General features: G+C 72.8%; 13 protein-coding genes. 4 read left to right on the plus strand and 9 right to left on the minus strand.

The genetic code is table 11. The annotated features are described in order from the left end of the window. Positions 1-130: 130 nt before the first annotated feature. Positions 131-1,411 carry a YeeE/YedE family protein gene (locus F603_RS0108515; protein ID WP_019545587.1) on the minus strand — a complete coding sequence of 427 codons (1,281 nt, stop codon included), beginning with the start codon at positions 1,409-1,411 and terminating at the stop codon, positions 131-133. Positions 1,412-1,738: 327 nt separating this feature from the next. Here F603_RS0108515 and F603_RS0108525 point away from each other — a divergent pair, with 327 nt between their 5' ends. Both F603_RS0108525 and F603_RS0108530 read left to right on the plus strand, forming a co-directional pair. Further along, entirely contained in the window at positions 1,739-1,948 is a 210-nt protein-coding gene (locus F603_RS0108525) for a DUF2277 domain-containing protein (protein WP_019545588.1), read from the plus strand. Positions 1,949-1,983: 35 nt separating this feature from the next. Continuing rightward, complete coding sequence (locus tag F603_RS0108530) at positions 1,984-2,769, plus strand: crotonase/enoyl-CoA hydratase family protein (RefSeq protein ID WP_019545589.1); 786 nt, start codon at positions 1,984-1,986, stop codon at positions 2,767-2,769. Between the two features lie 35 nt (positions 2,770-2,804). On the opposite strand, the gene F603_RS0108535 is transcribed toward F603_RS0108530, so the two are convergent. Then, positions 2,805-4,319 carry a hypothetical protein gene (locus F603_RS0108535; protein ID WP_019545590.1) on the minus strand — a complete coding sequence of 505 codons (1,515 nt, stop codon included), beginning with the start codon at positions 4,317-4,319 and terminating at the stop codon, positions 2,805-2,807. A gap of 311 nt (positions 4,320-4,630) precedes the next feature. On the opposite strand from F603_RS0108535, the gene F603_RS0108540 reads away from it, so the two are divergent. Next, the gene (locus tag F603_RS0108540) at positions 4,631-6,475 is read left to right on the plus strand and encodes an endonuclease/exonuclease/phosphatase family protein (RefSeq protein WP_019545591.1); all 1,845 of its coding nucleotides are present in this window, start codon (positions 4,631-4,633) and stop codon (positions 6,473-6,475) included. 50 nt (positions 6,476-6,525) lie between these two features. Here F603_RS0108540 and F603_RS0108545 read toward each other — a convergent pair whose 3' ends face one another. The 4 genes from F603_RS0108545 to dapD all read right to left on the minus strand — a co-directional run bounded on the left by F603_RS0108545 (position 6,526) and on the right by dapD (position 10,283). After that, entirely contained in the window at positions 6,526-7,356 is an 831-nt protein-coding gene (locus tag F603_RS0108545) for an EI24 domain-containing protein (protein WP_019545592.1), read from the minus strand. 55 nt (positions 7,357-7,411) lie between these two features. After that, positions 7,412-8,215 (minus strand): ABC transporter permease, encoded by an 804-nt coding sequence (locus F603_RS0108550; protein ID WP_019545593.1) that lies wholly within the window; start codon positions 8,213-8,215, stop codon positions 7,412-7,414. 2 nt (positions 8,216-8,217) lie between these two features. After that, positions 8,218-9,183, minus strand: coding sequence for an ABC transporter ATP-binding protein (locus F603_RS0108555; RefSeq protein ID WP_019545594.1), 966 nt, complete (start codon positions 9,181-9,183; stop codon positions 8,218-8,220). Between the two features lie 113 nt (positions 9,184-9,296). Next, positions 9,297-10,283: a 2,3,4,5-tetrahydropyridine-2,6-dicarboxylate N-succinyltransferase gene (gene dapD, locus F603_RS0108560; RefSeq protein WP_019545595.1), complete on the minus strand. Its 987-nt coding sequence runs from the start codon at positions 10,281-10,283 to the stop codon at positions 9,297-9,299. Between the two features lie 193 nt (positions 10,284-10,476). Between dapD and F603_RS0108565 the strand changes: the two genes are divergently transcribed. Further along, complete coding sequence (locus tag F603_RS0108565; RefSeq protein ID WP_019545596.1) at positions 10,477-11,610, plus strand: 5-methyltetrahydropteroyltriglutamate--homocysteine S-methyltransferase; 1,134 nt, start codon at positions 10,477-10,479, stop codon at positions 11,608-11,610. Between the two features lie 34 nt (positions 11,611-11,644). On the opposite strand, the gene F603_RS0108570 is transcribed toward F603_RS0108565, so the two are convergent. From F603_RS0108570 to F603_RS0108580, 3 genes are all read right to left on the minus strand, one after another. Beyond that, entirely contained in the window at positions 11,645-12,190 is a 546-nt protein-coding gene (locus F603_RS0108570; protein ID WP_019545597.1) for a TetR/AcrR family transcriptional regulator, read from the minus strand. Beyond that, positions 12,190-12,510: a DMT family transporter gene (locus tag F603_RS0108575; protein ID WP_019545598.1), complete on the minus strand. Its 321-nt coding sequence runs from the start codon at positions 12,508-12,510 to the stop codon at positions 12,190-12,192. The genes F603_RS0108570 and F603_RS0108575 overlap by 1 nt, the downstream gene beginning before the upstream one ends. Before the next feature lie 70 nt (positions 12,511-12,580). Further along, on the minus strand, positions 12,581-12,796 hold the full coding sequence (locus tag F603_RS0108580) for an EF-hand domain-containing protein (protein ID WP_019545599.1): 216 nt from the start codon (positions 12,794-12,796) through the stop codon (positions 12,581-12,583). Between the last annotated feature and the right edge of the window lie 18 nt (positions 12,797-12,814).

Here is a 12,814-nt window from a genome sequence, read left to right on the forward strand (position 1 = left end):
CGGCGATCGTACGGAGCGCGCGGCGGTGCGGGGTGGAGGGCGCGTCAATCGGCGCGGGGTGCACCGGGTTGCCGGAACGCGAACGTCCCCGTCCCGGCATCCGGGACGGGGACGTTCGACGAAGGGCGGTTCAGCAGGCCCCGTCTCCTTGCTTGGGCACACCCAGCCCGAAGAGCGGACGGCACTTGAGACCGACCCAGGTGCCGACGAGTGCAACGGCGCCCCAGAGCCAGCCGTGGAGGCTGCCGGAGGAGATGCCGGCGAGGTAGGCGCCGATGTTGCAGCCCCCGGCAAGGCGGGCGCCGATCCCCATGAGGATGCCGCCGACGACGGCGCCCACGGCCATGCGCGCGGGGACCTTGCGGTACAGCGTCCAGACACCGCCCGCAGCCGCCGCGACGGCGGCTCCGATCATGATGCCGATGTCGGTGAGGCTGTTCTTGTCGGCGAGGACCGCACCGTTCAACTGCTCGGCGTTGCCCGGCTCCTGCCAGAACGCCCACGTCTCGGGCGAGCCACCCAGGAGACCGACGAGCTTGGACCCCCAGAGTGCGAAAGCGCTGGTGATCCCCCACGCGCCGCCGGAGACGAGCAGCACGGCGCCGCCGAGGAGCGCCAGCGCGAGCGCGCCGACCGCGAGCGGCCAGGAGCCGCGCACCGCGCGCGCAAGGGCGCCCTTGGCCGACGGCGGTGCGCCCACCGGCGGCGGATTGCGGCGCGCCTGCACCGTACGGGCGAGGAACCAGACGCCGGCGAGAACGGCGAGCGTGAGCACCCAGGAGCCGAACCAGCCGACGTGGTCGGAGAGGAGCACCGGGTCGAGCGCGGGCAGGTCGCTCCAGAGGCCGAACTGCCAGGCGGCCAGGGTCGAACCGATGACGAATCCGCCGAGCGTGAGCACGATGGCGCTCTGCCCCGAGCCGACCGCGAAGAGCGTGCCGGACGCGCAGGCCCCGCCGATCTGCATACCGATGGCGAAGACGAACGCCCCGACGAGGAGCCCGATGCCGAGCGGCCCCGCACTGGGCGCCGGCTCGGAGCCGAAGAGCCCTGTCCCCGTACCGATGATCAGCGCGAAGAGCGTGGCGGTCGTGGCGAGGAGGAGGGTGTGGGCGCGCAGCCCCGTCCCGTTGCCCACGCCGACGAGCTGCCGCCAGGCGGAGGTGAAGCCGAACCGCGAGTGGAAGAGCGCGACGCCGAGGCCGATGCCGAGGAGGAGCAGGACACCGGGTTTTGCACCGTGCGTCGCCCATACGTAGACGGTGAGCGCGAGCCCGAGCACACCGGCCACGGCGAGCGGCGCCTTGCGCACGGGCGGCGCGGACGCCGGCTCGGGCGCGGGGAGGGAGGTGGGGGACGGGGCGAGGAGCGCCGGGCGCGGGGGCGCCTCGGCGGGAGGAGCGGTGGTCACGAGCGTCTCCGTGAAGTGAGGCCGGGCACACGTGTGTCGGCGGCGCTGCTTGGGAGTTGAGCGGAGGGGCGACGCGGCGCGTGCGGTCGCTGGAGAGTCCGTGGAGGACTCGCCGGAGTACGTCAGTGACGACAGAGCGCGTCGTCCACGCTCCAGGTCGTGGCCGCGAAGAGCGCGAGCGCGAGCTGACGGGCGAGTCCGAACATGCGTGTCACGGTAATGGACGCGGCGCCGCACCGGAGGCACCGTCTCACGTCACGAGATCAGACGTGAGACGCCTCGCCGCTCGTCGCCTCGGCGTGAGGGGCAGCGCGTACCTTCGGCCGTATGTGCAGAAGCATCCACACCCTCCGCCCGCCGTACACCGAGGACGCTACCGAGGAGGAGGTACGCGCCGCCGCTCTCCAGTACGTCCGGAAGGTCTCCGGCTTCCGCCGTCCGGCCGCGCACAACGCGGAGGCGTTCGACCGTGCCGTCGACGCGGTCGCCGCGGCGACCGACGAGCTCCTCGGCTCCCTCGTGGTCCGCGGCGCCTGACGCGCACCGAAGAACCGACCGCCACGGAGGCAGGCATGCCGGTACGCACGGAACGCGAGGGCCGCGTCACCACCGTCGTCCTCTCCCGCGTCGAGCGGCGGAACGCCGTCGACGGCCCGACGGCGACCCAACTCACCGACGCCTTCAGGGAGTTCGACGCCGACCCGAGAGCGCACGTCGCCGTCTTGTGGGGCGAGGGCGGCACCTTCTGCTCCGGTGCCGACCTCAAGGCGTTCGGCACGGAGCGCGCCAACCGCGTGGCCCCCGAGGGCGATGCGCCCATGGGACCGACCCGCATGCGGACGAGCAAGCCCGTCATCGCGGCGGTGAGCGGCCACGCGGTCGCGGGCGGGCTGGAGTTGGCGCTCTGGTGCGATCTGCGCGTCGCCGAGGAGAGCGCCGTGCTCGGGGTCTACTGCCGGCGCTGGGGCGTCCCGCTCGTCGACGGCGGCACCGTCCGACTGCCCAGGCTCGTGGGCGCCTCGCACGCGGCCGACCTGATTCTGACGGGGCGCGGGGTCGACGCCGGCGAGGCGCTGCGGATGGGGCTCGTCAACCGCGTCGTGCCCGATGGCGAGGCACGCCGCGCCGGGGAGCAACTCGCTGCGCAGATCGCCGAGTTCCCGCAGACCTGCCTGCGCGGCGACCTGGCCTCGCTCAGGGAACAGGAGGGGCAGTCCGAGGAATCCGCGATGGCGAACGAACTGGACCACGGACGACGGTCGTTGGCGGAGGCGGAGGCGGAGCGCGGCGTCGCCCGGTTCGTCGCCGGCGACGGGCGCCACGGTGCGGCCCCCGTCGTGCCCGACACCGGCGGGTGAGCGGCGCGGAAACCCATGCCGCTCACACCTGCCGGTCAAGCCTGGTTGCTCCGCGCCTTGAAGGCCGCCTTGCGTGCCTCCTTGGCCGTGCTCTTGTCGGGGTGGACGCGGCCCATCGCTTCGAGGACCTCGCCCGTCGCGGGGTGGTCGACGCGCCAGGCCCGGTCGAAGAACCCCGCGTGCTGGTCGACCAATCCCTGGACGAGGCCCTGGAGTTCCTCGGGCTCGCCCACGGTGCGCAGTTGGGCCGCGATGGTGTCGACGGTGAGCCAGAAGACCATCTCCTCGTCGGGCTGCGGCACGTCCGTTGCGCCGCGCTCGGCGAGCCAGACGCGGGCGAGCCCGCCGAGTTCGCGGTCGTCGAGGACGCCGCGGAGCGCCGGCTCCGCCTCGGGGCCGGCGAGCGAGAGCGCCTGCTGGCAGGAGAGGCGGCGGGCCGGTCCCTCCTCGTCGGAACCCCGTGCTGCGGCGAGGAGTTCGTGCGCGGCCTCCAGCGACTTGCGCGCCGCGAGCCACGCCTCGATCTCGCCCTGGGCGCTCTCCTCCGTGTACGCGGGGAGGGCGGCGAGGAGCTCCTCGGCGGGGCGCTCGGCGAGGTCGCCGACGAGCGGCGCCTCGATCCCCGCCTCGCGCATCCGCTCACGGACGCCGTGGAGCCCGAGCGGGGTGAGCTTGACCATGCCGTACTTGGTGACGTCCTCGTCGTCGAGGTCGGCGGGGAGCTCGCTGTCCTCGCCCGCCTCCTGGGTGAGGGCCTCGTCGACGGGGCGGTACTCGACGAGGCCGGTCGGCTCCAGCAGCCTGAACTGCTCGTCGAGGCGCATCATCACCTCCGAGACGGCCTCCAGCACCTCGTCGGTCGGCTCGTCCATGTCGTCGGGGACGACCATGGAGGCGGCGAGGACGGGCAGCGGCACCATCGAGCCCTCGGCGACGGACGGGTCGCCGACGGTGAGGAGGTAGAGGCCGCCGAGCGCGCTGTCGAGGGCTTCGGCCTCCTCCTCCGGATTCCAGTCGATCGAGTCAAGGTCGATGGCGTCCGGGTTGACGGTGCCGTCCTGCGAGACGGCGCCCTCGATGCCGCCGAGGAGGTCCTCGAAGCTGGGGGTGGCCGCGTCGGCGAGGACGGAGTCGAGGCCGTTGCGCCAGAGTTCGAGCACCTCCTCGGGGTTGCCCTCCTCGAGGAGGTCCAGCTCCGAGCCCGGGCGTGCGGTGCCGACCGGCTCGTCGAGCGGGGTGCCGGGGGCGGTGTCCGCGCTGTCTGTGCCGTCCTCCGTGACGTCGAGGAGGCCCGTGTCGACGGCGAGGTTCCAGGCGTCGGAGACCGCGCCGAGCTCCTCAGGTGCCGCACCTAGGCCGAGCTCGGAGGCGGCCGACTTGAGCTGCTCGTCGAGGAGTTCGCCGCCGGCGCCGACCGGGACGCCGGCGCCGGCCCAGCGCGCGAGCCGGACGGCGTGCGCGAAGAGCGGGGCGGCGAGCGCGTCCCGCGCCAGCTCGGCGTCGGCGGGCAGCCGCACGGGCGGCATGGTGGGACGGTCGTCACCGGACATCAGCGTGTTCAACTCCTACGGATCTGCGAGAGCCTGCCGTGCCCCAGGGTAGTCGGGATCTGTCCGCTGATGCCCGCATCGCGTCCCGGTCGTCGGCGCGTGGCAGCCGCGTGGCAGCCGACGGCAGCAAGTTGCTCCTCCGCAACCGCGGACCCGCGGGGCGCTCCGCGTCGGCGCATGTCGTCACATCCTTGACAACTCCCGTTTCCGCAACAGACTTTACGCGCGTAGAGAATGCCGCGGCAGTCCGACGGCGGCCCCGCCGCCGGCAGTCGCCCCACCGACACCGCCGAGCGCCCCGGAGGCCCGCCTTGCCGTCGTCCCGCCTCGTCCGCACCTCGACACTCACCGCAGCGGCGCTCTGCGCCGGCCTGCTCGCCGCCCCGCAGCACGCCGCAGCGGCCGGAGAGGGGGTGCGCATCCACGACGTCCAAGGGGACACCCGCATCTCCCCCCTCCTCGGCGAGCACGTCAGCGACGTCCCCGGAATCGTCACCGCCGTACGGGGGTTCGGCTCGGCACGCGGCTTCTGGCTCCAGGACCCGCGCCCCGACGGCGACCCGGCGACGAGCGAGGCCGTCTACGTCCACACCGGCGGCGAGACCCCCGACGTCGAGCCGGGCGACGAGCTCCGCCTCGACGGCACGGTCGCCGAGTACTACCCGGGCGGCAAGGAGGCCGGCGGCCAGTCGGTGACCCAGCTCACCGAGCCGGAGTGGACGGTGCGTTCGCAAGGCAACAGGCTCCCCGCCGCCCACCGCCTCGACGCGCGCACCGTGCCGACGCGCTACGCGCCGCAGGCCGACGGCGGCAGCATCGAGGACCGCCGCCTGCGCCCCGGCCGCTACGCACTCGACCGGTACGAGTCCCTGGAGGGCATGCGCGTCGCCGTCACCGACACCCGTGTCGTCGGGCCGACTTCGACCTACGACGACCTGTGGGTCACCACGGACCCGCGGCAGCACCCCACCCCGCGCGGCGGCACGCTCTACGGCTCGTACGCACACCACAACTCCGCGCGGCTCAAGGTCTCCTCGCTCCTCGACGCGGACCGGCACCCCTTCCCGCAGGCCGACGTCGGCGACATGCTCGGGGGACGCACCGAAGGGCCGCTCGACTACGAGCAGTTCGGCGGCTACACCCTCCGCGCGACCTCGATGGGACGGCACCACTCGGGCGGCCTGGAGCGCGAACGCACCCGCCAACACCGCCCGGAGGAGCTCTCCGTCGCCACCTACAACGTGGAGAACCTCTCCCCCGCAACGCCGCGGGAAAAGTTCGCGCGCCTCGCGGAGGGGCTCGTCGAGAACCTCTCCTCGCCGGACATCGTCACCCTGGAGGAGGCTCAGGACGACAGCGGCCCCGAGGACGACGGCACCGTCTCGGCGGCGGAGACCCTCGATGCGCTCACCGCCGCCGTGCGCAAGGCCGGCGGACCCGCGTACGAGTGGCGGCAGATCGACCCCGAGGACAACGCGGACGGGGGCCAGCCGGGCGGCAACATCCGCGTCGCCTTCCTCTTCGACCCGGAGCGGGTCTCCTTCACCGACCGTCCCGGCGGTGACGCGACCACCCCCGTACGTGTCGAAGAGGCGGACGGCGCGCCGCGGTTGAGTGCCTCGCCCGGACGGATCGCACCGCAGGACGACGCATGGGAGGCGAGCCGGAAGCCGCTCGCCGGGGAGTTCGTCTTCAGGGGGCGTACCGTCTTCGTCGTCGCCAACCACTTCAGCTCCAAGGGCGGCGGCGACCTCGACGGCGACCAGCCGATGGAGGGCCGCTTCCAGCCGCCGGCGCGCCACTCCGAGCCGCAGCGGATCGAACAGGCCCGCCTCGTCAACGAGTTCGCGGCGCAGGTGCGGAAGGTCGACCGGGACGCCGCCGTGGTCGCCGGCGGCGACTTCAACGACTTCCCCTTCTCCCCCGCGCTCGACGCGCTCCGCTCGGACGCCGCACTCACCAGCCCGATGGACGCGCTGCCCGCGGACGAGCGGTACGGCTACGTCTTCAACGGCAACTCGCAGACCCTCGACCACCTGCTGACCAGCCCGGGCGCAGGCGCCGTCGACTACGACATCGTGCACCTCAACGCCGAGTTCGCCGACCAGTCGAGCGACCACGACCCGTCGGTGGTACGGCTGCGCCCCCGACGCTGAGCTGTACCGACACTCCCCCGGCGCCCGCGCATGCACGTCGGCGCCGGGGGCTATTCGGCGACCTCGGCCGCGGCCCCGTCGTCCACCATCGCCCGCACGAGCAGCACCGCCCCGGCCACGGCCCCCGGCATCAGCACCACGGCGACGACCGGCAGCAGGAACGCCAGCACCAGCGGCACCCCGAACCCGAGTGCGGCCGCCCGGAACTCCCGCAGCACGCGCTGCCGTTCGCGCACGTCGATCCCCCTGCGCTGCATCGCGACCGAGGCGAGCTCCAGCGTGAGGAAGAACCCGGAGACGCAGAACCCGAGCACCGGGACGACCGTCTGTCCGACGAAAGGCACGAAACCGAGGGCGAAGAGCGGGACGCCCCACAGCGCCGCGCGGTAGAGGACGTAGCAGCTATCCCGCAGCGAGATCCACAACTCGCGCCACAGCGGCAGGTCTTCGCCCTCCGGGCACTCTCCCTCGGAGAGCTCCACCTGCTCGGAGAGCTTCTCGTAGAAGGGGTCGCCGACGAGGAGCGCGACGGCGGTGAAGGTGAGCGCCGCGAGGAGCAGCACGCCGAGCCAGAGAAGGACGGCGAAGACGCCCCGCAGCAGCTCGGGCCAGGGGGACTCCCAGTCGTCGGCGAAGGGCGTCGCCCAGGCGGCGAGGTCGTCGGCCCAGAAGGCGAGGGCGAGGAGCGCGGCCGCGTAGATCACCAGCGTGATCAGGGCGGGGAGCAGCCCGAACCCGAACCATCTGCCGTGCCCCAGCACCCAGCGCTGCCCGCGCAGGAGGTAGCCGGCGCCGGCCAGCAGGCCGCGCAGCCCGGCCGGGGGCGGGGAGGGCGGCGCGGCGGAGGTGTCGGGGGAACGGGGAGGCGGTGCCGAGATCATCCCGGCATCCTAGGCAACTCCCCTTCCCCCGAGCGTGGTTGGCATCCGCGAGAGGTCACTCCCAGCGGAACCACCGCGCGGCCCCCGCCACGACGACCACGCCCCACACGGCGGTGACGAGCAGGTCCAGCCACGCGGGCCAGCTCCCCCCGGCGGCCGCGTCGAGCGCCTGCGAGGCGGCCCCGAGCGGCGTCCACTCCACGATGTTCCGCACCACGTCGGGCATGGCCTGGACGGGGAGCCACACGCCCGAGGTGAACATCATCGGGAAGAAGACGACGGTGCCGATGACGCCGGAGATCTTCGTCGTCCTGGAGAAGGCGGAGATCAGCGTGCCGATCGCGAGCGAGGCGAAGGTGGCGAGGACGAAGGCGACCGCGTATCCGAACGGCTGCTGCGGCAGCGGGACGTCGTAGACGAGGCGGCCCACCGTGAGCGCGACGGCGCCGGAGACGAGGACCGCGGCGCCGTGCAGCAGAAGCTGCGCGACGAGGAGGCTCGCCGGCCGCGCCGGGGTGACCCGGAGCCGCCGGAGGACGCCGCGTTCGCGGTAGCCGGTGAGGACGGTCGGCATCGACTGGATGCCCGCGGTGATCGTCGCAAGGAGGACGGCGACGGGCACGTAGAGGTCGATGACGCGGGTGCCGCCCATCTCCTCGTTGGGCTGCCGGAACTCGGGGATGAACCCCAGGACGACGAGGAGGAGCGTCGGGAAGGCGAGAATCCAGAAGAGCGCGCCTGCCTCACGGCAGAAGAGCCGGAACTCGGTGCGCAGGATCGCGGTCGAGCTGGAGAGCGCCGAGGCCGGGACGCCGGTGGGCGCGGTGGGCGTCGGCGGCGTGGTACGGGTGGCGGCCATGGTCAGCGCACCTCCTGGGCGTCGCCGGAGCGGGGGGCGGTGGGTTGCGCGGCCGGCTCGGCGGCGTCCTCCTCGGCGGCGGTGAGGTCGAGGAAGGCGTCGTCGAGGGTGGCGTCCTCGATCCGCAGCCGCTCGGCCGAGACCTCGCGGGCGGCGAGGAGCCGCACCAGCGCATTGACGGTCTCGTCGCTCCCGGTGAGCGTGACGCGACCGCGGCGCTCGGTGACGGCGCCGACCTCGGGAAGCGCGCGCAGCTCCAGATCGTCGAGGGCGGGCGAGGGCGTGAAGGAGACCACGGTCGAGCTGGCGGACTGCCGCACCAGGCCGTCGGGCGTATCGAGCGCGACGACGCGGCCGGAGTCGATCACGGCGACGCGGTCGCAGAGGCGCTGTGCCTCCTCCATGAAGTGCGTGACGAGCAGCACCGTGACGCCGGAGTCACGGACGCTCTCGATGAGGGACCAGGTGTCGCGGCGTCCGCGCGGGTCGAGACCGGTGGTGAGCTCGTCGAGGACGACGACGCTCGGGTTGCCCACGAGCGCGAGCGCGATGAAGAGGCGCTGCTTCTGGCCGCCCGAGAGCTTCGCGAAGCGGGTGTTCAACTGCTCGTCGAGGCCGAGGCGTTCGACGAGCGCGCGCCAGTCGGCGGGTGTCCGGTAGAACGCGGTGTAGAGCTCGAGCGCCTCACGGACGGTGAGCTTCTGCTGGAGCTGGCTCTCCTGGAGCTGCGCCCCGAGGAGCTGCATCACCTCGTCCCGGTCGGTCACGGGATCGAGCCCGGAGACGCGTACCTCGCCCGCGTCCGGTGTGCGGAGCCCCTCGATGCACTCGACGGTGGTGGTCTTCCCCGCGCCGTTCGGCCCGAGCACCCCGAAGATCTCGCCTTCCTCCACCTCGAACGAGACCCCGTCGACGGCAGGCTTTCCCCCGTAGACCTTGCGCAGGTCCTTCGCCTCTATTATCGCCATTCTTGAACCCTAAACGTCCGGGCGGCGACAGATCCAGGCCGGTCGTTCCGGCCCTCGGCAGGACCGCGCCGGTCCCGGACGGGCGGCGCGGTCCTGCCGGCGCCCCGCAGGGCTCAGTTGTGGTGGAGCGCCTCGTTGAGACCGCCCCAGGAACCGCTGCGCGGGAGCGCCTCGACCGTGCCCGAGGTGGAGTTGCGGCGGTAGAGGAGGTTGTCGGCGCCGGTGAGCTCGACGGCCTTGACGACCTGGCCGTCGGGGAGGGTGACCCGGGTGCCGGCCGTGACGTAGAGCCCGGCCTCCACGACGCAGTCGTTCCCGAGGGAGATCCCGATGCCGGCCTGGGCGCCGAGGAGGCACCGCTCGCCGATCCGGATCGTCTCCTTGCCGCCGCCGGAGAGCGTGCCCATGATCGAGGAGCCGCCGCCGATGTCGGAGCCGTCTCCGACGACGACGCCGGCGCTGATGCGCCCCTCGACCATCGAGGCGCCGAGGGTGCCGGCGTTGTAGTTGCAGAAGCCCTCGTGCATCACGGTGGTGCCCTCGGCGAGGTGCGCGCCGAGGCGGACGCGGTCCGCGTCGCCGATGCGGACGCCCTTGGGCACCACGTAGTCGCTCATGCGCGGGAACTTGTCGATGCTGGTGACGTTGAGCGCGAGCCCCTCGGCGCGGGTGCGCAGCCGGGTCTGCTCGACCTCGTCGACCGGCACGGGCCCGAGGTTGGTCCACGCGACGTTGGCGATCAGCCCGAAGATACCCTCCAGGCTCACGCCGTGCGGGCGGACGAACCGGTGGCTGAGCAGGTGGAGGCGGAGGTAGACGTCGTGCGCGTCGAGCGGCTTCTCGTCGAGCGAGGGGACGACGGTGCGGACGGCGAGGACGTCGACGCCCCGCCGGGGGTCGGGCCCGATCGCCTGCACGGCCGCGTCGCCCAGCAGTTCGGCGGCGCGCTCGGGGCTGAGCGTCTCGGTCCCGGCCGGTCCGGGCTCGGCGACGAGCTCGGGGCTGGGGAACCACGTGTCGAGCACGGTCCCGTCGGACGAGACGGTGGCGAGCCCGGCGCCGACGGCGCCGGTCGTGCGGGTGGTGGAGGCTTCGGTCATGGTGAGAACGCTAACCGGCGGACGGGCGCGGTGACCAACCGGCGTCCGGGCTCTCGCGGCCGCTGCCCACGGGGTGGCGAGAGTACGCCGTCGGTGCGGCCTCGCCCGCTGACTACGCGCGTGTGAGGGTGGCTGGTTGAGGAGTGAACCATTCCGGTCGGCGGCCGCGGCCGCCGACAGAAAGGAGCACCGCATGGCGACGCGCACGAGCCTCCCGCCCTTCCGGGCCGACCACGTCGGCAGCCTGCTGCGCCCCGAGGCGCTCAAGCGCGCGGGAGCGGAGTACGCGTCCGGCGCCCTCACCGCGGAGCAGCTCAAGGCGGCGGAGGACACCGCCGTCCGCGACGTGGTGCGCCGCCAGCACGAGACGGGGCTGCGCACCGTCACCGACGGCGAATTCCGGCGCAGCTCCTGGCACATGGACTTCATCTACGGCCTCGGCGGCGTCACCCGCGTCGACGACACCACGGTCGACGTCACCTTCCACAACGAGCGCGGGGACGTCGCCGCGCAGTTCGCCACCGCCAGGGTCGACGGCCGCATCCGTCTCGACGACGTCCTCTTCGGCGACGCCTTCGCCTTCCTCCGCGACAACGCGCCGCGGGGCACCACCCCGAAGCTCACCATCCCGTCGCCGAGCATGGTCCACTACCGCGGCGGGCGCTCGGCGATCGACCAGGAGGTCTACCCGGACCTCGACGCGTTCTGGACCGACCTCACGGCGGCCTACGCAGCCGAGATCCGCGGTGTCCACCGACTCGGCTGCCGCTACCTCCAGTTGGACGACACCTCGCTCGCCTACCTCAACGACCCCGAGCAGCGCGCCCACGTCGCGGAGCTCGGCGGCGACCCCGCGCACCAGCACGAGACGTACATCACCAACATCAACCGCGCCCTCCGCGACCGCCCGGCCGACCTGCGCGTCACGACGCACCTGTGCCGCGGCAACTTCGCCTCCTCGTGGGCGGCTTCGGGCTCCTACGACTACGTCGCGGAGGCCCTCTTCGGCGGGCTCGACGTCGACGGCTTCTTCCTGGAGTTCGACGACGCGCGCTCGGGCGGCTTCGAGCCGCTGCGGTACGTCCCCGCGGGCAAGCAGGTGGTCCTCGGCCTCGTCACGAGCAAGCGCCCGGAGTTGGAGAGCAAGGACGCGCTCAAGCGGCGCATCGACGAAGCCGCCCGGTACGTCGACGCCGATCAGCTCTGCCTCTCCCCGCAGTGCGGCTTCTCCTCCACGCAGGAGGGCAACAACCTCACGGAGGAGGAGCAGTTCGCCAAGCTGCGGCTGATCGTGGAGACCGCGGAGGAGGTCTGGGGCGGACTGTGAGGCGCCGCGACCGCTCGGGCCGCCTCCGCGCCGCTCAGCCGAGCACGCGCAGGAGCGCGGAGCGGACCTGGTCGCGGTCGAACTGCCGGTCCGTGAGCAGGAACTGGAGGAGCAGGCCGTCGACGAGCGCGACGAGGACGCGCGCCGTGTGCTCGTCGGGGGTGTGCCGGCCGAGCACCTGCGCGAAGTCGTCCATCCAGGCCGCCGCGACCGGTTGGAGCGCGGGCTTGGTGAGCGCGGCGAGGTAGAGCTCGTACTCCAGGCGGATACGGCCGTGGCCGCCCTCGGCGTACTCGGCGAGGACATCGGTGAGCGCCTCGACGAACGGCATCTCGCCCGCGGCGAGTTCGGCCGCCCAGCTTTCGATCCCCGCCAGCGGCAGACACGTCACCTGTTCGAGGGCGGCGACGAGCAGGTCGTCGAGGCTGGCGAAATGGTACGTCGTCGAACCGAGCGGCACGTCGGCCTCGGCCGCGACGCTGCGGTGGCTGAGCGCGGCGATGCCCCTCTGCTCGACGATCCGCAGCGCCGCCTCGATGATGCGCTGCCGGCGGTCCGGATCGTATCGGCGGGCGGCCATCAGTGCGCTCCGTCCAGGTTGAGGACGACGACGCCGGCGATCACGAGGAGGAGGCCGCCGATCTTCGCCGCGGTCATCGCCTCACCGATGAAGAGCATGCCGATCACCGCGATCGCCGCCGTGCCCATGCCGGACCAGATCGCGTAAGCGGTGCCGATCGGCAGGGTCTTGAGCGTCTGCGCGAGCAGCGTGAAGGCGAGCACGTAGCCGAGGGCCGTGCCCAGCGACGGCCACAACTTCGTGAATCCGTCGCTGTACTTCATCGCAGTCGTCCCCAGCACTTCCGCGATGATGGCTCCGGTGAGCGTCAAGTAGACCATGCGTACGAGTGTACACATCGTTGTGTACGGTCGTACGCAGGACGGCCGCGCCCGGCGGCGGCACCGCCTGTCAGGGGCGTATCGCCGCCCAGAACTCCGCGAAGGAGACGCGCTGATCGCCGTCGGTGTCGAGCGTCGCCACCAGGTCGGCGGCGGCGTCCTCGGTGACGCCCGCGTCCCCGAGCTCGGTGGCCACCTGCCGGTACTCCTCGGCCGTGAGCAGACCGTCACCGTCGAGGTCGTACCGGTCGAAGACCTGCCGGGCCGCCGCTTCCATGTCCACCACTCGTCTCACCTTTCCCCT

It is taken from the genome of Streptomyces sulphureus DSM 40104, from assembly GCF_000381025.1.
Classification (GTDB): Bacteria; Actinomycetota; Actinomycetes; order Streptomycetales; family Streptomycetaceae; genus Streptomyces; species Streptomyces sulphureus.